This window comes from Listeria grandensis, from assembly GCF_014322885.1.
Classification (GTDB): domain Bacteria; phylum Bacillota; class Bacilli; order Lactobacillales; family Listeriaceae; genus Listeria_A; species Listeria_A grandensis.
On record NZ_JAASUG010000006.1, the window covers coordinates 74,191 to 94,365 of the forward strand.

Consider the following 20,175-nt stretch of genomic DNA (forward strand, 5'->3'; position numbering starts at 1 on the left):
CACTGTAATAATACCAGATTTGTGAGTAGTTTACCATAGTGAAGGTCGATATTTTTGATGTAATCGTTTTATTTCTGTAAGCGGTGCTCGATTCGGGTTACATCTGCCAAAATTGCCAATTTCTCAGGCAGTACTTCCAACGTATATGGTGTCTCCCCGCCATATACACCATCATAGCTTATGTTTAAGCTCGTTTCACATTCGATGTACACTTTTTTCGTTCTTACATAAACAACATCTTCACTAGCCAAATGTGTACCTGCCTTAATGGAAGCAAGGAGTTTCAATAATTTAGCTGGCGATACTTTCTTCAAAATGAGCAAATCCATCTGGCCGTCATTGAGCACTGCTGGTGGACACAATTTTTCCATACCGCCAACGCTGTTTGTTAACGCACCAAATAAGAGCAGTATTTCACCTTCAAAAACACCTGTGTCATGTATTATTTTGACTTGCTTTGGTCCCAATTTGGGCAACATCGAAATCCCGCTTAGCAAATAGGCTAAACGCCCAATCTTATTCTTCATGGACTCTTTGACGGCATACGTGATTTCCGTAATTTTCCCACCTGCCGCATTGTTAATGAAAAACTGATCGTTCGCCTTACCAACGTCTACTTTGATCGTCTCACGTGCTGCGATAATGTGCAGTGCCTCTAGTGGATCTTTTGCCATCCCAAGCGCCCTCGCAAAATCGTTTGTCGTTCCAACTGGCAAAACACCAAAAATAGGCGGTGCTTCGACTTGCATTAGACCATTCACAACATCGTTTACCGTCCCATCTCCGCCTGCCGCAACAATCATTTCAAAACCGTCAAGTGCGCCTTGTTTCGCAATCTTTGTTGCACTTTTTGCTTCTTCCGTTGTTGGAATGAGCGTCACTTCCAAACCAGCATCCCCCAAAACTTGTTCTGCAACCGGCATTAATTTGTGAAACTTGCGCTGTCCGGCAACAGGATTATAGATGATTAACATTCGCTTTAACAACTGTTTTCCCCTTCTCTCATGCAGTGATAATCTTAGTTTCTTATTTCTTTCGTTTATTGTCAAACTAGGTGCCTCGAAACAACAAAATACCTAGGCTTACGAAGGTGAGGACGGAGTTGTGACAAAGGCTTGAACGTACATTTATACCGCTACACTAGTTTTTCGATATTAAGCTATTTTGTGATAATGCTTACAAAGAGGTTTTTTGACGCCATTTAGACATCAAATTGTAGGTAATTTGTCAAATTTCAAATTTTTTAATCTAAATCTATTGGTATCAGTTGGAATTCACGCCCTTCATAGTAGTTATATTCGCCCAAATTTCGACCATGATAGGGAAACTCTATTGACTCTCTTGCTGATTTTCTCCATAATGAAAGTACTCTCTGTATACATTTAGTATATATGGAACACTTGCCTAATTTTTTATTACCAAAGGGGATTTTTAGAATGGAGATGGACAATTGAAAACTTTATTAAAATCAGTGATTGTGACGGTCGGACTTACAACTGTTGTTTTACCGATCTCTGTCCTAGCTGATGAACAACCCACTGCTGATATTAACTCGGTCACCGCAAAAGACGGATCGCAAACGGTTAACGATGATTCGATTTATGTACCAAAAGCAGAACGAGAAGGAACGTTCACGGGAGATTTACACGCGGAGCAAGATACAGAAGCACCGATACCAGATCGTAGCAGGATGCTAAACGCAAAAGCAACTTATCCAAACGTCAATAATTACATCAAAGCGAACAACTTCACCAATGCCAAATTAAGTAGCCAAATTCAGTCACAATTCACTAAATTTAATTACCGTAATGGCTACGGCAAACCAGAAGGCGTCGTTTTACATGAAACTGCCAATCCAAACTCGACTATCCAAAACGAAATTGACTACATGAGTGGAAACTGGGAGAACGCTTTTGTGCATACTTTTATTGACAAAGGAAATATCATCCAAATACATCCAACCGATTATGGGGTTTGGGGAGCTGGACGCTTTGCCAATGCTCGTTTTGTTCAGTATGAATTAGTAGAACATAAAACATTCGATGAGTTCGCACGTTCTATTAATAACTACGCTTATTATACAGCTTATATTCTTGATAAGTATAAACTGCCAATTGACAGCGCTGAAACAGACGGTGTCGGAACAGTTTGGACGCATAATGCTGTTAGTAAATATCTCGGTGGCACAACCCATACCGATCCAATTGGTTACTTTAACAAGTGGGGTTATAGCTACAATGAACTCCTAACACTTATAACCGAGAAATACAATGCGATGAGTAAAGATACCATCATATCCAATACACCTTTCCCAGCGACAACTTATGCTAATGTTAAAACGGCAGCAGGAAACACCGTTTGGTCCGCGCCATTCAACACAGCCGGTTCCGACGAAGTGAATCCCCTGTCCGCCTACACTGGCAAAAATTTAAAACTACTCCGCGAAGCGAAAACACAAAGCGGGACGTGGTATCAATTTAGCATTGATGGAAAAACAATTGGCTGGGTAGAGAATAAAGCAGTCAACATTTTCTATACACCAAGCATGGAACAATCAGCTAACCTAACACGTTACGTCAGCGTTCCAACAGAATCTGTATATTATTTCCCAGTTATTGATAGCTCTGCGCGCAAAGGAAATTTGGCAGCCTATACGAACAAACCATTAACTGTGCACAAACAAATCACACTAAGCGGTACACTTTGGTATCGCCTCATGAATGGCTCCGAAGCAGTCGGCTGGGTTCGTGCTTCAAGTCTGACAACGACAGTCTATGATCAAATCGAGTATGACAAAGTGATGGGCGCAACCACCTATGCTAGCGTCAAAACCGCCGCTGGAAACAATGTCTGGACGGTACCAAATGGAACATTAGGGGCAAGCGTTGTTAACCCACTTTCAAGCTATACCGGCAAAAACCTAAAACTAATTCGCGAGGCCAAGACTAAAAAAGGCATCTGGTATCAATTTGCCATCGACGGACGAACAATTGGTTGGGTTGATAGCAAAGCTGTTTCGATTTTCTATACACCAAGTATGGAGCAGACGGCTAATTTACCGCGTTATGTGGCGCTTCCGAACGACTCCATTTACTACTTCCCAGTCGTTGATAGCTCCACACGAAAAGGTGATCTCAAAAAATATTTAAACATCAAACTCACAGTTCACAAGCAGATCACTGTTAATGGCACGCTTTGGTACCGTCTAATGAATGGTGTAGAATCGATTGGTTGGGTTCGTGCAGTAAGCGTGACGCCGACCAATTACGACCAACCAGTCTACGACAAAACATTGACCGCTTATGGTAAGACCAAAACAACAGCGAATCAATATATTTGGAAGCTAGTTCCGAACACGTATGGTATTAATTCTAAGATTGCACCGCTTTCCAATTACAGCGGTAAAAAGCTCCGCATCTTACGTGAAGCGAAGACAACTGGCGGTTTATACTACCAAATCAGTTCCAACGGTCAACTTCTTGGTTGGGTCAATGCAAGTGCCCTGACGAAATTTTACGATGGTGCAATTGCTGAAAAGCCAGTGAACTTAACGAAAAAAGTAGCCAATACAGCTGGCGTACTCTACTCATTCCCTGTTGATGATCCTCCAATTAAAGTTGGAACGCTTGCTAAATTTGCCGGTAAAACATTAACTGCAGATCGTCAAGCAAACATCGAAGGAAAAGTATGGTACCGCCTCAAAAATGGCAATGTCGTTATCGGTTGGACGTTAATGGCAAATATTAAATAACATGAAAAAGCAGTAAATCCACGAAAAAAAGGATTTACTGCTTTTTTCTCACCTAGAAATGAAAATTGTCAGGATCAGGACCTGTGCGCTCATTCTGATTCAAACTATCGATCAACGCCATCTCCGAATCTTTCAGCTCAAAATCAAAGATATTCGCGTTTTCGATAATACGATTTTGATGCACTGATTTTGGAATCGTTACGATACCGTGTTGCAAATCCCAACGTAAGATGACTTGCGCGACTGACTTCTCATAGATTTTGGCGATGGAATTAATCACACTATTATCGAGGACTTTACCACTTCCAAGCGGGCTCCACGCCTCCACCACGATATTTTTATCCGCACAATATTGGCGTAACGGTTCTTGCGATAGCAAAGGATGTAACTCAATTTGATTCACCATCGGCACAATTTTTGCTTCTTTTAGTAATTCATCCAAATGATGTTCATGGAAATTACAAACACCAATAGCACGTACTTTTTTGTCCGCATATAATTTTTCAAAGGCGCGCCATGTGTCGACGAACTTGCCTTTCACTGGCCAATGAATTAAGTATAGGTCAATATAATCAAGCCCTAATTTTTCTAAACTGGTATCAAACGCGGCTAACGTCGATTCATATCCTTGATCCGCATTCCATAACTTCGTCGTCACAAAAAGGCTGTCGCGCGCCACACCAGATGCCTTGATTGCGCGTCCCACACCTTCCTCATTTTTGTAAGCAGCCGCTGTATCGATGCTCTTATATCCCGTTTCAATCGCCCATTTCACGGAATTCACTGCCTCTTCTCCATCATTCACACGCCAAACGCCAAACCCAAACTGTGGCATCTCCACGCCATTTGCAAGTGTTACCGTATCGTTAATGTTCATTTTACCAGCCTCCCGATTTCTATTTACCTCTCTACTATACACCCAGTGCCCCCCGTCTATGCAAGCCGTAAGCCTTCTTACTTCCAGGCACAAAAAAAACACCGCGGAAAAAAGGGGGAAACCGCGATGGTCAAAAGGGAGTTTTATCGGATGAACAACTACTAAAAAGGGGGAAAAAGTAATTGCTATCCTCTTTACACTTTCTATAATACAGGTCGCACATGATAACCAATCGAGAATCAGATGAGAAATTCATGAAAAATATATTTTATCGTTTATAAATCCTGTTTCGCAAAAATACATAAAGAACAAAATAACGATACTGAATAGACTGCAATGGAAATAACCAGAAAGAACACCGCAAGCATCTCAATCGGAGTATCCCTCAAATACCGCAGTAGCCAATATCCGAAATTAGACTGATACAAAGCCACCATCATCCCGCCTAAAAGAACAACTAGCGCTGTATATATATAACTCAATCGTCGAAATCCAAGCCAGTAATAGCCAGGGAAAACAAGGGCAAAAAAGAAACATAACCCAGCAAAAACAAATCCTATCGAAATAAAATGCGCACCTATCCCACTTTCACTTTCGATAAACAGACCGATAATTAGCGTACTTATGAAAATAAAAATCATAGCAAAAATCATGAAAACTAGACTAGATATATATTTTGCAATAACTATCTTTGCCCGAGAAACTGGCCAACTTGCCGTCAACGCACTACCACTTTTATCATCATAGCTGAGTGTAGCAAAAATGGGGGCCATGGAAATCATAGTCGCCCCTAGAGCATAGAGAGCCCATGTGACAAATTCCTGGCTCATCCATAAAGTTAACAGAGCCAATACAAAAATTAGATAGTAAGCCGTTATTTTCGTCTGAACACGAAAATCTTTCCTTATTAATGCATACAATATAATCCCCCCCTATAAATCCGTGAATCCCAGAACTCGAATGGAGAAGCGCATCGATACTATATATAATACAATCATCAATCCAAGTAGAATACTTAGTATCACGCTATACCCCCGTACCGCTAACCAATTTATAGCCTTTTGAACAATAGGGAGGCTAACTAGCAATGTCAAGAAAGCATAAAAAATAATTAATCCACTTCCTATATACCGCATCAAGTCATAACCAAGCCAATAATAAATCGGAAAAAGAAGCGTCGTTACACCGAGTACTATCACCAACGCAGTCCCCATGCTCACAAAAAAATCCTCTATCGGAATCCATGTCCACATTACAATACTTGTTATCACATACAAAAATACCATAGTAACTAACATGACAATCAGCGTACCAATATAACGCGCCATAACAATATCTTTCCTACTAACTGGCAAAGAGGTCAAAAATAGTAATGTGTGATTAACTTCATCTCTACTTATCGATCTCGCTATAACACTTCCACCTGCAATCAATGTTCCTAATAGCAAGAAAATAAAAGCTGGCATCTCGATACTTACGCCAAAAATCACAATAAATATTAGTAATATCGCAAGCCAAATAATCGAGCCACGCTGAATCATCACATCTTTCCAAATCAATTGCCACATCTACATTACCCCTTGTCGTTTCTTCTTCGTTGCCTGCACCGTGTAGTACATAATATCATCCAAGGTCGGCTTCTCAAATACAGCTTCCTCACCAAAATAAAATCGAGCTTCCTCCGCATTCTCAGACAACCCTTGAAATCCAAGAGCTCCAATTTCCACATCAACGAATAAGCTTTTAACCTCGTCATCCAATAGGTCCTGATCACCCTTCACAATCACGTATCTCTCCAATAAATTATCTTTCTCCTCACTGAAAAAAATACGCCCCTCATGTATATACGTAATAAAATCGGCCACCCTTTCTAAATCAGCTGTGACATGTGTGGAGAAAATCACGGATACCTCTTCCTTCATCACCACTGTTTGTAAAACACTGAGTAGCTCGCGCCGCACAATTGGATCGAGTCCTGCAGTGGGCTCATCCATAACAATCAATTTCGCGTGATGACTGAGAGCAATTGCGATACTGTATTTCATCTTCATCCCTTTAGAAAACACCTTTATTTTCTTGTTACTCGGGAGTTCAAACATCTTCATGTAATTCTGATATTCTGCCTCATCCCAATTCTGATAAAAAGGGGCGATAATCCGCTTCATTTGCTCGCAGGTTAAATGTTCATAGAAATGATTCTCATCAAAAACAAAACCGATATCTTGCTTTATCTCTTCCATTTCATCTCTCGTGTTCTTCCCAAAAATAACAACATCTCCATTATTTTTCTGTACTAAATCCATGATTATTTTTAATAGCGTACTTTTACCCGCACCATTCACACCAATCAACCCCATAATATAACCCTGTGGTAATTGGAAAGAAATATTTCGTAAAACAAAATCCTTATATATTTTCGAAACATGCTTCACTTCTAAAATACTATCCATAGTCTAGTCCTCCTCTGCCAACGAATCCATCATTTCACGAACCTCTTTATACTTTAGCCCCAAATCTGCTGCTAACTGTAATATCTGGATTATCTTTTTCTCCAAATCCTTTACCTTATGTTCCCGAATTAATGACATATTTTGGTTTGATACATATGTACCTTTCCCAGCAACCGTTTGAATAAAGCCATCATGTTCTAGCTCCTCATATGCTCGCTTCGTTGTAATAACACTAATCTGTAATTCCTTCGCCAATGCCCTGATAGACGGCAACTGAAAATCTCCGACAAGTTCACCATTGATAATCTGATTACGAATCTGTGACGCAATTTGCTCATAGATTGGCAATGTGGACGTATTCGTAATGATTATTTTCATACGCACCTCCGCACACGACTGTATATATAATATATATACAGTATATACGGATATGATATATATTGCAAGAATAAATGTCGCACAAAAAAACCAAGCTGGCAGGGGAACCAACTTGGGAAAAAGGAGTTTAGATATCCTATTACTAAAAAGGGGGGAAAAGTAACGGTTATCTTGTTTACATTTACTATATTACATGAACTACCTAACATTGCGAGGAAAATCACATGAGATTTCCATTAAACTTTACCGACTTATTCATGTGAACTGCCAATATGAAATTTCTTCTTCGTCAACAGGACAATCGATAGCACAAGCAATACGACAATAAAGAACAGCGAAATCAACAAATTGCCTACAAAATAAGCCTTCACATCTCCAGTCACAATCATATTAGTCGCATTCGCACTCAAATAGGCCGGATTAAAGATTTGTCCCCAACCAGAGGCTCCACTCACTAGCTCCAAAATAATTGCGCCACCAGCCCCTATCATCGCGACAACGGCTGTACTCCGAAATACGATTCCAAGGATAAGCACCGCTGAGACTAAAAATAAGACCCATACAAGATAAATCCCAAATCCAGCAAAAACACTTGCTGCCTGAATCCCTCCGTACAATAAGTAAACATAGTAATACGCCGCAAAATATCCTAAACCTAACGAAATAAACACTAATAAGGCTTGAGAAAACCATTTTGCTAAAATGTACTGCCACGCTTTTACAGGTCTTGTTAAAATAAGCGCCAGCATCCCATTATTTTTTTCCGAAATAATTGCGCCCATCAATGCTACAACTAAAATAATAATTCCAAGTTGATCAAACTGCGAAGAAAGCGTCCCAGCCATCACTTGTTGTGCGTTCACGTTGCCCATCAACTCAGCAATTGCCGATCCCTGCTCGCTACCATCACCGCCCATTGCCCCCATAATTTCAGGTAAATAATACATCATCAACGGCTGCATCATCCCAAGAATCGCAAACACAATCGGCAACCAAATCCATTTCAAGCTCCGCCACTGCTCCATCTGCTCTTTCAAAAAAAGCGTCGTCACGTTGTTCATTTACCCACCATCCTTAAAAAGACATCTTCAAGCGTCTCCTCAGCCTGACTCACACTCGTCCAAGCCATTCCAGTCACCGTTAACACGCGTAAAATAGCTTCACGCGCAGCATCCACATTCTCCTGATAATATACATATAATGCGCCATGCTTGTGCTCCACTTGGCTAATTGCCGCCTCTTTTGCAATCAAACGCTCGAACTCCGACACATCTACCCCACCTCTCAACACAAAAACAGGCGCAGCATTCGCTTGAACCAAGCTCACAATCCGGTCATCCGCCACAATCTCGCCATCCCGAATAATGCAAACACGTTCACATACTTCTTCAACATCCGCCAATATATGCGTGGAAAAAAGTAGCGTCGTCTCTCCTTTCAACGAGTGAATCAACTCGATAATTTCACGGCGCCCAATCGGATCCAGCGCGGAAACCGGTTCATCCATAATCAATAACGCCGGCCGATGCAAAATCGCCTGAGCAATCCCCAAACGCTGCCTCATACCACCTGAAAAAGTAGCAATTTTCTGTTTCGGAGTCGCCTCAAGTCCAACTTGCGCCAAAACCTCAGGAATCCGTTCCGCCAATGCCACCTTATCCATACCAGAAAGTTTTCCCATGAACTGCAAAGCATCCGTCGCCGTCATCCAACCATAAAAATTAGGATACTGCGGCAAAAAGCCAATCCGCTGTTTCATCTTCGTATGCTCTCCACCACAAATCTGAATCGTCCCGCTATCCAGGTTGATCATATCTACAATCATCTTCAAAATCGTCGTTTTCCCCGCACCATTAGGTCCAAGCAAAGCCACACATTCCCCAGCGACTAACTGAAAACCGACATCCTTCACAGCCTGATACGCATCAAACCGCTTCGATAAATTCCTGACCTCCAATATTTTCTCCATCATCGATAGTCCTTCCTACCAAAAATAAAGTAAATAATCGATCCAATTGTACTAACGAGCAAAATAACAAGCAACCAAATAACCGGATTTTGCCGATTGCTCCAATGACGAATCAAATCCACCAAAGCCGTCACTAATAATATTAAGTATAAAATAAAAACTGGCGCTAATAATGCTAATGTGTTTGACATCCTGTTCATCCTCTCTTTCATCTGTTATATAAATAATATAACAGATGCATATAAAAGTCAATACAAAAAAACCGAGCATACACATAACGTATATCACTCGGCTTCAAAAATTATTCCTTCAAAGATGCCGCAATAAAATCATGGAATAGACGTTGCGGACGCGTCGGGCGTGAAATAAATTCTGGGTGATATTGACATGCCACAAACCATGGGTGATCCGTAATCTCCACGACCTCAACAAGACGACCATCAGGGCTCGTTGCCGATACTGTCATTCCCGCATTTTCTAACTGCTCGCGGTACTCATTGTTAAACTCATAACGGTGGCGGTGGCGCTCTTCAACCAATGTCGTCCCATACGCTTCCGCCGTTCTTGTACCTTCTTTAATTCGCGCTGGATAAAGGCCTAAACGCAATGTTCCGCCCATATCTTCCACATGTTTTTGCTCTGGCAATAAATCAATAATCGCATGTGGTGTTTTCGGATCGATTTCCGCAGAGTTCGCACCTTCCAAGCCCATCACATTACGCGCATATTCGATCGTCGCCAACTGCATGCCTAAACAAATACCGAAATACGGCACTTTATTTTCACGTGCAAATTTAATCGCTGTAATTTTGCCTTCGATACCACGATCCCCGAAACCACCAGGAACTAGAATACCATCCGCATGACCGATTTTCTCTTGGACATTCTCAGGTGTAATTTCTTCAGAATCAACCCAGTCAATTTGTAGCTCAGCATCGTTCGCGTAACCCGCATGACGCAACGCTTCCGCTACAGACAGATAGGCATCTGGCAAGGCAACGTATTTACCAACCAACGCGATACGAACTTTTTTCGTCAAATTCTTCACTTTATGCACAAGTTCTTCCCACTCAGACATGTCAGCAACTGGTGCTTCCAACTGCAGGTGGTCCAATACAATCTGATCCATTTTTTGCGCTTGTAAAGAAAGTGGCACATTGTATAACGTTTCCTCGTCACGCGCCTCGATTACTTCCGAAGCCCTCACATCACAAAATAGCGCGATTTTCTCTTTCATCTCTTGAGAAACTGGTTGCTCCGTACGAACAACAATGATATTCGGCTGAATCCCGTAACTACGCAATTCCTTCACACTGTGTTGCGTCGGTTTCGTTTTCATTTCTCCAGCAGCCTTGATATAAGGAATTAATGTCGTATGAATGTAAAGCACGTTTTCAGCACCGACATCGCTCTTAATTTGGCGAATCGCTTCGATAAATGGCAAGGATTCAATATCACCAACCGTTCCACCGATTTCCGTAATAATTATATCCGAATCCGTCATACGAGCTGCACGGAAAACACGATCCTTCAGCTCATTCGTAATATGCGGAATAACTTGCACTGTCCCACCAAGATAATCACCGCGACGCTCTTTCTTAATAACCTCGGAATACACTTTCCCCGTCGTTACATTGCTGTACTTGTTCAAATTAATATCGATAAAACGCTCATAATGACCTAAATCCAAGTCAGTTTCTGCACCATCATCTGTTACAAAAACCTCTCCATGTTGATACGGGCTCATCGTCCCAGGATCGACGTTAATATAAGGATCAAATTTTTGAATCGTTACACTAAGTCCTCGGTTTTTAAGTAATCTACCAAGTGAAGCAGCCGTAATCCCTTTACCAATCGACGAAACGACGCCACCTGTCACAAAAATATACTTTGTCATTGTTCTAAAATCTACTCCTTTCGCCTTATCGAAAATTATTTCGGGGTGGAGAACCTTTACTTGCAAACTTTCATTGCTAAAAAAAGAAAATCGCCAATAGCTCATTCATGCCCTTGGCTCATACTTTTTTGCGTCATAACCCTCATAACACAAAAAGAAAACGCCCCACTTACTCATCATTTCTAAGTAAGGGAGCGCAATATTTATATCCGTCCTTATAAAAAGGAGCCCAAATAAAATATTACATAGATAGCGCAAATAAGTCAACCCTTTATTTCATGAAACCGTCCCCAAGCATTGCAAGTAGGGAATAAAAATATTTTCACAGAAAAACCTGCCTCATTGTTTCGAAGCAGGTATCCATTTTTTACTTCTCGAATTCATCCTCAAACTCATCATCATCTTCAATGACAGTCGTCAAATCGCCTTCAATCCCGTCAGGTAAATGATCTTCTGTTGGATCGTCGTCATCACTAACCAGACCATCTGTTAGAATTACTTCCTCTTCACCAAGTTCTTCTACCACATCGTCTTCTTCATAATCGATATCATCATCTAGAATATCTTCGTCGATATCTTCATCGTCGTCATCATCGTCATCTGATTTACGTTTCTTCTTCGGCTTCGTTTGCGTTTGAACTTCTTCATCAATCGCATCAATAGGATACCATGCACGCAGTCCCCAAGTATTATTACCAAGAGAAATAAAATTCCCCTCAATATTCATATCTGTATAAAATTGAACAAGTCTCTCTCTTACTTCGCCTTCACTTAAATCAAGAAACTTCGTAATTTCATCCACAATCGCTTGGAATGGCATTACTTCTCTTCTCGTTTCAAGAACATAGTGCGCCACTTCAATCAAAGATAACTCTTCACGTTCTTCTTTTGTCAATTGGCTCAAATCCAAAGCTGGCACGCCCCTTCTATAATAAAAAATTATTTCCTGCATTTTTTCTGACTCTATCTATTCTACATGTAAATGACGTCGAACACAATAAAATTATAACATACTCTTTCATAATCTGAATACAAGCCACTTGTTTATAACTTCTTAATAACACAATATCCAATATAAAAAAGCAGTATCGCAAGCAATAGTATCGGGATAGAACCTAATTGCATACTATATAGAATCGCTGTCGCAACAACAAGTAGTAGAAAAATAATACATATGAAAATTATATATCGCATAATTCGCAAAACCCCGATCTAAATTTTTCTACTAATTATCTATTGTGCGGAACACATGTATCTCCACCTACATTTTTTCAGGTGCAGAAACGCCGAGTAGTGTAAGGCCGTTACGAAGCGTAATCTGGGTTGCTTTAATCAATGCCAATCGCGCTTCCGATACCTCTTTATTCTCCGGATCCAATACTTTATTAGCATTATAGAAACGGTGGAATGCCGATGCCAAATCATTCAAATAACGAACAATCCGATGCGGAATTCTCTTTTCTGCCGATTCTGCAACAACGTCCGGAAACTCTCCTAGTACTTTCAATAAGTCAAAATCCACTTCTGAATCTAGCAACGCCACATTCGCATCCTTACTCAAAGCAAAGCCCTGCTCCACGCCTGAACGTAGAATACTTGAAATCCGCGCATGCGCATACTGCACATAATACACTGGATTTTCCGTTGATGTCGACTTCGCAAGACCCATATCAAAATTCATATGCGTATCCGAGCTTCTCATTGCAAAGAAATAACGCGTGGCATCCAACCCAACTTCTTCGATCAAATCACGCATTGTCACTGATTTCCCAGTACGTTTACTCATTTTGACCTGTTTCCCGTCCTCATAAAGATGAACCAGTTGAATGATTTCAACCTCGAGATGATCCGGGCTATACCCAAGGCTCTCAATCGCCGCACGCATCCGAGGAATGTACCCATGATGATCAGCTCCCCAAACATCAATCAATACATCAAATCCCCGCTCTAGCTTATCCAAATGATAAGCAATATCCGGTAGGAAGTACGTATAACTACCATCAGATTTGATTAAAACACGATCTTTGTCATCGCCAAATTCCGTTGTCCGAAGCCAAGTCGCACCTTCCTCTTCAAAAATATAACCATTAGCACGGAGCTTCGCCAATGCCGGCATAATCTTATCATTCTCATAAAGCGTCGTCTCAGAGAACCAGCTATCGAAATGCACGCGGAACTCCGCCAAGTCATCACGCAATTTTGCCGTTTCAAAAGCAAGCGCCTCTGTCCGAAATACGCTACGCCTTACATCAACGTCTTCATGGACATACTTATCGCCATACTTATCCGCCAACTGTTTACCTAGATTAATAATATCCGCACCTCGGTACCCATCCTCAGGAAACGTCGCATCGATATCTAGCGCTTCAAAATAACGCGCTTCCGTCGACAAAATCAAATTATTAATCTGATTCCCAGCGTCATTGATATAATACTCACGCGATACGCTATAACCCGCCATTGTCAAAATGTTTGCTAACGAATCACCGATCGCAGCGCCACGTGCATGTCCTAAATGCAAGTCCCCAGTTGGATTCGCCGATACAAACTCAATCTGGAATTTCTTTCCCTTTCCTGTATCACTCGAACCATAAGTACCCTCTGCGTCCATAATAACAGGCACTAATGCCGTCAAATATGCATTATCTAAGTAAAAGTTAATAAAACCTGGTCCAGCAATCTCAATTTTATTGATCAAGGAATGTTCGTCTCCGACAGCTGCCACAATCGTTTCAGCAATCGCTCTCGGTGCTTTTTTGGCCACACGCGCTAACTGCATAGCGATATTAGTAGAATAATCCCCATGCTGCTTATCCTTTGGAACTTCCAGTAAAATCGCTGGCACTTCCGCCTTCTCTAACTCCAAGGTATTTACAACTGCATCATTAATAATTGCAATCAAATCTTGTTGACTTTTTTGACTAACATTCATTCCTTATCCTCCTCTAAAATCATCGAGACATCGAAAAGTCCAATGTTCACACCTCTGTCTAACAACTCATACTGAAACTCTATCTTTCCAGAAAAAACCTCATCCTGTACATAGGCTTCCTCTATATTTAAAAGCTCCGACTCCATCATCAACTTACCCGCACCGTAATCCACACTAATCGTGCTCCGTTTACGCTCTCTGAAGAAATGCATACGCATATTCACTGCGCCACTTCGCATCAGTAAAACCTCTTGATCTGTGATTTTCAAAACCGTTCTAATCACGCCTGCCTCTTGTTCTTCTTCATAATGAAGGTAACGACTTCCCGTTGTGTGATCTAAATAAAACACGCCCGACGCAGTCATTTCCGTACGTTCTTCTTCCATTTCCTGTTTAGAAATCGTCCTTAAACGCAACTGCACAGGTGTTTTTTCTTTATTACTCACGCTTTAAAGTCCCCCCATATAATTTAGAATGCACTACATTATAGTTAAAAACTGGCTAAAATGCAACCTCAGATCTGAAAAATATAATAATAAAAGCCTGCCATCTCACTCGTTATCCATGGAATCAATGTGTTAAAAATAGGAGATATCGTGTACCTCGACAGCGGCGTAATAACTAGAATCAAAAAGAACAGCAATGCATAATTCTCATAGGCTTGTACTTTCAATCGCCATTTCAATGGTAAAAACTCCGATAAAATCTGATAACCATCCAGCGGCGGCAACGGCAACAAATTAAATATAAATAAAATCAAATTCAGCGATACAAACAAATTTAAAAAATGTAATATAATTTGCGAATACCCTATATCCATTTGCAAGAATAAGAAATAAAAACCCATCCCAACAAACGCCAGTAACAAATTACTAACCGGTCCAGCTAAGCTCACCACTACACTACCTACACGTCGATGTTTCATCTTATACGTATTTACCGGTGTCGGTTTCGCCCAACCAAATCCTGCAATAATAACAAAAATAAAGCCAATCGGATCGATATGCTTCAATGGATTGAACGTGATTCTTCCTTCATTCTTTGCCGTATCGTCTCCAAATAACAATGCAACCCACGCATGTGCAAGCTCATGTATCGTAAAGGCAATCAACAATGTCACTATTACATAAGGTAAATCCTGCAATGAATAGGCCAAAAAATTCTCCATTCGTAATCTCCTTCTAAACTGTAATCTCCTAGTCTTAATTATGTTATACTATACTCATTAAATCAATACTTAGGAGTGAATTTCATGCCATTCGTCACAATAAAATTTCTAGAAGGTCGCACCGATGACCAAAAGAAGGCGGTTATAAAGGATGTAACAGACGCTGTTTCTAAAAATCTCGGTGCGCCAAAAGAAAATATTCATGTCATCCTAGAAGAAATGAAAAAAACAGATTATGGTGTAGCCGGCGTCCGAAAATCTGACATGTAGCCGTTCTATCCAGAAGCACTATGCTTTTCAGCCCATTCACGAGCTGGAATCACAGTGCTTTTCCTATTTTTTATATTCTTTCAGTGAATGGGCATGTATCAGGCTAATAATCTCCTCTGCAATCGGAGCACTAATCCGACCACTCTCAATGAAATCTAACGGATAATAAAGCTTTACATCCATACGCCGCTTACCAGCAATAGCTTCCACTATAGGCGACTCCGTTGATAATTCATGCAATTCCCCATTAGGCATCAATAATTGAATAGGCGACCTCCCAGCAACGTCTCCCGGCTCATACAAATCGTACGGTAAATCCGACGTTGAATCAATAACTAAATAATACTCTGGATCAATATCCGCCTTCTCCAATAACCCCTTCAACTTCAAATACAGCTCAGCGTCCACTTTCGAATCATAGTTAATGTACTGCAATAACCTCCGATTCAAAAAACGACTACATAAATCACTTAAAATAGCATCTTCTTCGTACTGCCAAACCGAAAAGAAATACATCAATACCGTGTCATCCAACGTAATATACTCATCTAATGAAACATCTTGATCTAAAAATGGCAATAATTGCACCGGCGCCTGTGCGAAATGATAGCCTCTCTCATGCAAATTCCGTGCACGATCTAATATTTTCCACAAAAGCACCTCCGCACTCCTGCTGACCGGATGAAAATACACTTGCTGGTACATCTGATATCTGCTTACAATATAATCCTCCACTGCATGCATTCCCGAAGACTTAACAATAACACCATTACCGTCTGGACTCGGTCGCAATACACGCATAATCCGCTCCATATCAAAATTCCCATAGCTCACACCTGTATAGTATGCATCTCGTAATAAATAGTCCATACGATCCGCATCAATCTGGCTCGAAATCAACTTCACGAGCGTCTGGTTCTGGTACGTTTTATTAATGACTGCCGCCACTTTTTCCGGAAATAAGGTACCGGCGCGTTCTAATACGGTTCGCACCTCGGTATTCCCCGTTATAATCGCCATCGTATAGTGCTCGTGATCCGTACTAAATACCTTCTCAAACGCATGTGAGAACGGTCCATGCCCTAGATCGTGAAGCAACGCCGCACATAGAGCAACGAGGCGCTCCTCATTATCCCATTGAATCTCCTGCGCAAACGTGCCTTCTACAATATGACGCGTTATTTCATACACACCTAACGAATGATTGAATCGACTATGCTCTGCCCCATGAAAAGTAAGTGATGTGGTTCCGAGTTGATGAATTCGGCGCAAACGTTGAAATTCTTTTGTTGCAATTAAATCCCAAATAATTTGATCCGAGACATGTACATATCGATGCACAGGATCTTTGAATACTTTTACTTCTGGTAATTTCGTCTCTAAATATGTCACATGTCATCTTCCCTCTCTCAATAGTAGCTTATAAATTCGCCAAAATTTTCTCATTTCGTAATATCAACCGCTCATAGTAAGCTGGATACCAAGTTAATTCTTCGCCCATTAAACGGCTTGATTCCAGGCGCCCCGCAAAATGATATAATGCGTTCAGCAATTTCACCATCACATCATTCACTTCAAGTGATGATTCCGATAGCTCCGATAAAGTCGTCATCACCGTTGGATCCACATTTGGAAATACATACTTATCTTGCTTATCTTTCCCACTGATCTGGTAAAATTCCCGAATTAACTCTGCCCGTTTCTTCTGGTCTCCGTTCACCGCTAAATATATTTGTACAGCGACTCCCTTCGCCATTCTTCGCTGTGATATCCCAGCAAACTTCTTACCGTCTACACTTAAATCATAGCTTCCAGGGCAATAAGAACCAACTATTTCTCTTGCTTCCATCTTGTAGGCAAACGCTGGAAACATATGCTTAATCAGCGCAAACATGGTCTCATAGCCACGATCAATTGCAATTCCACGATCCACATCAGGAAAAACAAGTGACAAGTTGAGTACGCCTGAATCAAGTACCACAGCCAAACCGCCCGAATTCCGAACAACAGCTCGATATCCTTGCTCTCTAAAAAATGCGATGCCTTTTGCTAAATCTGGTAATTTCGTATCCTGAATCCCCATTGAGATGGTATCGTGATGCACCCAAGCCCTTGTCGTCGGTGGCGAAAGATGGCTACCAACAGATCGACACAGCGTATCGTCTGTCGCAAATGACTGCAATGCATCAAATGCAATCTGCACTGTCGTCTGATCGATAAATCGCCAATTTTCTTGCTTTAATAAATCAAGTCCTTCTATCATCCCGTTTGCTCCATTCCTACTAATCATTAACGTTATTATAGCACAGTCCCGCAACGATTTGGAGCACTTTTGACAAATTCGTTTTTTAAATGAAACCGTACATTTTTATGCCTGATTTTGTTATTTTACGCTTCTTTTTTTACTCGTCAAAATCAATTTTGCTATAAGTGCAACAGTAGCCAGTTTCCCTAAGCGGTTCCAATTTTTCTTATTCATGGTAATCGCCTCCTCCATACTAGTGTAAGTTTTTTTGCACCAATTCACAAACAAGGCGGCTTGAATATCTATAGGTCCCCCCTGATGTTGATGGTTTACATGCTCGCCTTCGCTCCCATGCATATTGGTGCTGTAACTCATTTCATTTCGAACAGCACCAACAAAAACGCCCAAGCTGAGGGCTTGGGCAAAATTTAAAACCTAGGGAGTTTTAAATGAGTATATAGTTTTGGAACGGTTTACCAATCGTAATGGTCTGTTTTATTCGTGTTGCGTCTGCAATTACGTGGGTTACCCCATATGCGGTAAAGGAGGTATGCTACAATCGCAATTCCTATAAGTGGGAACAGGAAGTGGAATGTGATACCGATGATTTTAAATAGGATATTAAGTCCGATAATAACAAGGATGATGGTAAATAAGTACTTGAAAAAATTATTCATTTTAACGACCTCCAAATTTTTTATATCAACAGTTTAAAATTAGCATGATTCAAATCTATGTGAAATCGCCCTATGTTCTAGCAACGATTAGTTTGTGACGTCTAGAATTTGAGCTGCCCGTGGTTCTTTCTGGATGATTGTATGTAGCTCTGTGGTTTTCAGTGGTACAATGATTTGCTGTGTCTGTGTTCCAACTAGTAACATAATGCCTAGTGCCGATAGTAGACCGAAAATCCCTTTTTTCACGTCGTTCACGCCCTTTTATTTGGTTGATAAGTTTATTATAGCCGGATTTATTTTTTTTAACGATAGGCTGTGGGCTGAAAATCTGTACGCCCTAAGTCGGATTTGTTAGCGGTGTTCGAATGCATACGAGCTACATCCCCAATACGCGCATTTATCCATGGAACATTGCTTCGTTTAATGATATGATGAGTTACAATATGAAGTGTTTGGAGGGATTAGAGATGAACAATGCGTATATTCAGGTACGTGATTTCCATGAAAAATTTAATGCACCCATTGCAACAACACCTACAATGCTAGACAAAGATCGTTTGGAAACTCGGATTAGCTGGGTGGAAGAAGAGCTTCAGGAATTGCGTGATGCAAAGACTGTAGTAGATCAAGCAGATGCCGTCATCGATGGGTTGTATTTCTTGATTGGGACATTGGTCGAAATGGGTGTAGAGCCTGAGAAACTATTCCAAATCGTACAAGATGCTAATATGGCCAAACTTTGGCCTGATGGAAAAGCGCATTTTCGCGAATCAGACAACAAGATCATGAAGCCTGCTGGTTGGATCGCACCAGAACCTCAATTAGAAAAAGAAATTGAACGTCAGATAAAGGCTAGCAAGCACATATGATAGCAGAACAAAATCAGCCTCGTATTTGGACAATTATTTGGGTTTTTGGCGTTTATCTTCTATTGTCTCTTCTGTTCCAAATTGTTAGTATCGTTTGGGATGTCACGACAGGGAATGATTTCCTTGATATGACCGTTACATGGCACAGTGAACTGTTCGGACTCACCGCCATGCTTATTGCACTTATTTTCGCAAAATGGCAAAGGATCCGGTTCTTTCGTTGGGAACGGATTAGCTGGAAGGGTTTTGTTTTTGCTTTCATCGTGATGATTGCGGCAATCGGGATTAGTTCTGTTATCGACTACCTTGGGCAAAATTTCACTTCTTACACCAATACGCAAAACGAAATATTGTTAGATGATGTTTATTCGCAGGCTTCTTGGTTACTCAGTTTTCTGTCAATCGTTATTATTGCGCCGTTTGTAGAGGAAATTATTTTCCGGGGATTTTTGATGCAACAACTTTTCCGAAATCGGTTATGGCTGGGTTGGATTGTTAGTAGTTTGCTTTTTTGCTCTGCACATGTTCCAACAGATTGGGTCAGTTTTCTGCTTTATTTGATTCCAGGTATTGCGCTTGGGGGGATTTTATACAAAACAAGACGGCTCGAACTCACTATTTTTGCCCACTTTTTGAATAATTTTATTGCTTTCATTTGGACATGAAAAAGCAGCGATTCTTTAATTCGGATC

General features: G+C 40.9%; 22 protein-coding genes. 4 read left to right on the forward strand and 18 right to left on the reverse strand.

Annotation, left to right across the window (positions count from 1 at the left end):
- Positions 1–68: 68 nt before the first annotated feature.
- Positions 69–986 (reverse strand): diacylglycerol kinase, encoded by a 918-nt coding sequence (locus tag HCJ54_RS09460; protein WP_187137464.1) that lies wholly within the window; start codon positions 984–986, stop codon positions 69–71.
- 464 nt (positions 987–1,450) lie between these two features.
- On the opposite strand from HCJ54_RS09460, the gene HCJ54_RS09465 reads away from it, so the two are divergent.
- Positions 1,451–3,751 carry a GW domain-containing glycosaminoglycan-binding protein gene (locus HCJ54_RS09465; protein ID WP_187137465.1) on the forward strand — a complete coding sequence of 767 codons (2,301 nt, stop codon included), beginning with the start codon at positions 1,451–1,453 and terminating at the stop codon, positions 3,749–3,751.
- Positions 3,752–3,803: 52 nt separating this feature from the next.
- Here HCJ54_RS09465 and HCJ54_RS09470 read toward each other — a convergent pair whose 3' ends face one another.
- The 13 genes from HCJ54_RS09470 to HCJ54_RS09530 all read right to left on the reverse strand — a co-directional run bounded on the left by HCJ54_RS09470 (position 3,804) and on the right by HCJ54_RS09530 (position 15,422).
- The gene (locus tag HCJ54_RS09470) at positions 3,804–4,628 is read right to left on the reverse strand and encodes an aldo/keto reductase (RefSeq protein WP_187137466.1); all 825 of its coding nucleotides are present in this window, start codon (positions 4,626–4,628) and stop codon (positions 3,804–3,806) included.
- A gap of 275 nt (positions 4,629–4,903) precedes the next feature.
- Complete coding sequence (locus HCJ54_RS09475) at positions 4,904–5,548, reverse strand: ABC-2 transporter permease (RefSeq protein ID WP_187137467.1); 645 nt, start codon at positions 5,546–5,548, stop codon at positions 4,904–4,906.
- A gap of 12 nt (positions 5,549–5,560) precedes the next feature.
- Positions 5,561–6,196: an ABC-2 transporter permease gene (locus tag HCJ54_RS09480; protein ID WP_187137468.1), complete on the reverse strand. Its 636-nt coding sequence runs from the start codon at positions 6,194–6,196 to the stop codon at positions 5,561–5,563.
- Positions 6,197–7,069, reverse strand: coding sequence for an ATP-binding cassette domain-containing protein (locus tag HCJ54_RS09485; RefSeq protein WP_187137555.1), 873 nt, complete (start codon positions 7,067–7,069; stop codon positions 6,197–6,199).
- 12 nt (positions 7,070–7,081) lie between these two features.
- Positions 7,082–7,456 (reverse strand): GntR family transcriptional regulator, encoded by a 375-nt coding sequence (locus HCJ54_RS09490; RefSeq protein ID WP_187137469.1) that lies wholly within the window; start codon positions 7,454–7,456, stop codon positions 7,082–7,084.
- Between the two features lie 251 nt (positions 7,457–7,707).
- Positions 7,708–8,517 (reverse strand): ABC transporter permease, encoded by an 810-nt coding sequence (locus HCJ54_RS09495; protein WP_187137470.1) that lies wholly within the window; start codon positions 8,515–8,517, stop codon positions 7,708–7,710.
- On the reverse strand, positions 8,514–9,428 hold the full coding sequence (locus HCJ54_RS09500; protein ID WP_187137471.1) for an ABC transporter ATP-binding protein: 915 nt from the start codon (positions 9,426–9,428) through the stop codon (positions 8,514–8,516). The genes HCJ54_RS09495 and HCJ54_RS09500 overlap by 4 nt, the downstream gene beginning before the upstream one ends.
- Positions 9,425–9,616, reverse strand: coding sequence for a PLDc N-terminal domain-containing protein (locus HCJ54_RS09505; protein ID WP_036065617.1), 192 nt, complete (start codon positions 9,614–9,616; stop codon positions 9,425–9,427). The genes HCJ54_RS09500 and HCJ54_RS09505 overlap by 4 nt, the downstream gene beginning before the upstream one ends.
- 110 nt (positions 9,617–9,726) lie before the next feature.
- Positions 9,727–11,322 carry a CTP synthase gene (locus tag HCJ54_RS09510; protein WP_187137472.1) on the reverse strand — a complete coding sequence of 532 codons (1,596 nt, stop codon included), beginning with the start codon at positions 11,320–11,322 and terminating at the stop codon, positions 9,727–9,729.
- A gap of 367 nt (positions 11,323–11,689) precedes the next feature.
- Positions 11,690–12,232 carry a DNA-directed RNA polymerase subunit delta gene (gene rpoE / locus HCJ54_RS09515; RefSeq protein WP_187137556.1) on the reverse strand — a complete coding sequence of 181 codons (543 nt, stop codon included), beginning with the start codon at positions 12,230–12,232 and terminating at the stop codon, positions 11,690–11,692.
- A gap of 351 nt (positions 12,233–12,583) precedes the next feature.
- Complete coding sequence (gene argS / locus HCJ54_RS09520) at positions 12,584–14,254, reverse strand: arginine--tRNA ligase (RefSeq protein WP_187137473.1); 1,671 nt, start codon at positions 14,252–14,254, stop codon at positions 12,584–12,586.
- Positions 14,251–14,700 carry a YwiB family protein gene (locus tag HCJ54_RS09525; protein ID WP_425324799.1) on the reverse strand — a complete coding sequence of 150 codons (450 nt, stop codon included), beginning with the start codon at positions 14,698–14,700 and terminating at the stop codon, positions 14,251–14,253. The genes argS and HCJ54_RS09525 overlap by 4 nt, the downstream gene beginning before the upstream one ends.
- Before the next feature lie 68 nt (positions 14,701–14,768).
- A complete protein-coding gene (locus tag HCJ54_RS09530; RefSeq protein WP_036065608.1) occupies positions 14,769–15,422 on the reverse strand; it encodes a site-2 protease family protein in 654 nt (217 codons plus the stop codon).
- A gap of 84 nt (positions 15,423–15,506) precedes the next feature.
- On the opposite strand from HCJ54_RS09530, the gene HCJ54_RS09535 reads away from it, so the two are divergent.
- Complete coding sequence (locus HCJ54_RS09535; RefSeq protein WP_036065606.1) at positions 15,507–15,692, forward strand: 2-hydroxymuconate tautomerase; 186 nt, start codon at positions 15,507–15,509, stop codon at positions 15,690–15,692.
- A 63-nt stretch (positions 15,693–15,755) separates the two neighbouring features.
- Here the strand turns inward: HCJ54_RS09535 and HCJ54_RS09540 are convergent, their stop codons facing one another.
- The 4 genes from HCJ54_RS09540 to HCJ54_RS09555 form a co-directional block, all read right to left on the reverse strand.
- Positions 15,756–17,084, reverse strand: coding sequence for an HD domain-containing protein (locus tag HCJ54_RS09540; protein ID WP_185409941.1), 1,329 nt, complete (start codon positions 17,082–17,084; stop codon positions 15,756–15,758).
- 28 nt (positions 17,085–17,112) lie between these two features.
- Positions 17,113–17,955: a lipoyl-[GcvH]:protein N-lipoyltransferase gene (gene lipL / locus HCJ54_RS09545; RefSeq protein WP_185525681.1), complete on the reverse strand. Its 843-nt coding sequence runs from the start codon at positions 17,953–17,955 to the stop codon at positions 17,113–17,115.
- A 455-nt stretch (positions 17,956–18,410) separates the two neighbouring features.
- On the reverse strand, positions 18,411–18,614 hold the full coding sequence (locus HCJ54_RS09550; RefSeq protein WP_036065599.1) for a hypothetical protein: 204 nt from the start codon (positions 18,612–18,614) through the stop codon (positions 18,411–18,413).
- 87 nt (positions 18,615–18,701) lie between these two features.
- The gene (locus tag HCJ54_RS09555) at positions 18,702–18,860 is read right to left on the reverse strand and encodes a hypothetical protein (protein WP_159101110.1); all 159 of its coding nucleotides are present in this window, start codon (positions 18,858–18,860) and stop codon (positions 18,702–18,704) included.
- 221 nt (positions 18,861–19,081) lie between these two features.
- Between HCJ54_RS09555 and HCJ54_RS09560 the strand changes: the two genes are divergently transcribed.
- Positions 19,082–19,483: a pyrophosphohydrolase domain-containing protein gene (locus tag HCJ54_RS09560; RefSeq protein ID WP_244966931.1), complete on the forward strand. Its 402-nt coding sequence runs from the start codon at positions 19,082–19,084 to the stop codon at positions 19,481–19,483.
- Positions 19,480–20,148, forward strand: coding sequence for a CPBP family intramembrane glutamic endopeptidase (locus tag HCJ54_RS09565; RefSeq protein WP_187137475.1), 669 nt, complete (start codon positions 19,480–19,482; stop codon positions 20,146–20,148). The genes HCJ54_RS09560 and HCJ54_RS09565 overlap by 4 nt, the downstream gene beginning before the upstream one ends.
- Positions 20,149–20,175 lie beyond the last annotated feature (27 nt).

Bases quoted from the DNA above. Each gene is read 5' to 3' on its own strand.
- HCJ54_RS09470 (WP_187137466.1), bottom strand. From the start codon at position 4,628: ATGAACATTAACGATACGGTAACACTTGCAAATGGCGTGGAGATGCCA.
- HCJ54_RS09560 (WP_244966931.1), top strand. From the start codon at position 19,082: ATGAACAATGCGTATATTCAGGTACGTGATTTCCATGAAAAATTTAAT.
- HCJ54_RS09510 (WP_187137472.1), bottom strand. From the start codon at position 11,322: ATGACAAAGTATATTTTTGTGACAGGTGGCGTCGTTTCGTCGATTGGT.
- HCJ54_RS09490 (WP_187137469.1), bottom strand. From the start codon at position 7,456: ATGAAAATAATCATTACGAATACGTCCACATTGCCAATCTATGAGCAA.
- HCJ54_RS09565 (WP_187137475.1), top strand. From the start codon at position 19,480: ATGATAGCAGAACAAAATCAGCCTCGTATTTGGACAATTATTTGGGTT.
- argS (WP_187137473.1), bottom strand. From the start codon at position 14,254: ATGAATGTTAGTCAAAAAAGTCAACAAGATTTGATTGCAATTATTAAT.
- HCJ54_RS09505 (WP_036065617.1), bottom strand. From the start codon at position 9,616: ATGTCAAACACATTAGCATTATTAGCGCCAGTTTTTATTTTATACTTA.
- lipL (WP_185525681.1), bottom strand. From the start codon at position 17,955: ATGATAGAAGGACTTGATTTATTAAAGCAAGAAAATTGGCGATTTATC.
- HCJ54_RS09480 (WP_187137468.1), bottom strand. From the start codon at position 6,196: ATGTGGCAATTGATTTGGAAAGATGTGATGATTCAGCGTGGCTCGATT.
- HCJ54_RS09500 (WP_187137471.1), bottom strand. From the start codon at position 9,428: ATGATGGAGAAAATATTGGAGGTCAGGAATTTATCGAAGCGGTTTGAT.
- HCJ54_RS09550 (WP_036065599.1), bottom strand. From the start codon at position 18,614: ATGAATAATTTTTTCAAGTACTTATTTACCATCATCCTTGTTATTATC.
- HCJ54_RS09535 (WP_036065606.1), top strand. From the start codon at position 15,507: ATGCCATTCGTCACAATAAAATTTCTAGAAGGTCGCACCGATGACCAA.
- HCJ54_RS09495 (WP_187137470.1), bottom strand. From the start codon at position 8,517: ATGAACAACGTGACGACGCTTTTTTTGAAAGAGCAGATGGAGCAGTGG.
- HCJ54_RS09530 (WP_036065608.1), bottom strand. From the start codon at position 15,422: ATGGAGAATTTTTTGGCCTATTCATTGCAGGATTTACCTTATGTAATA.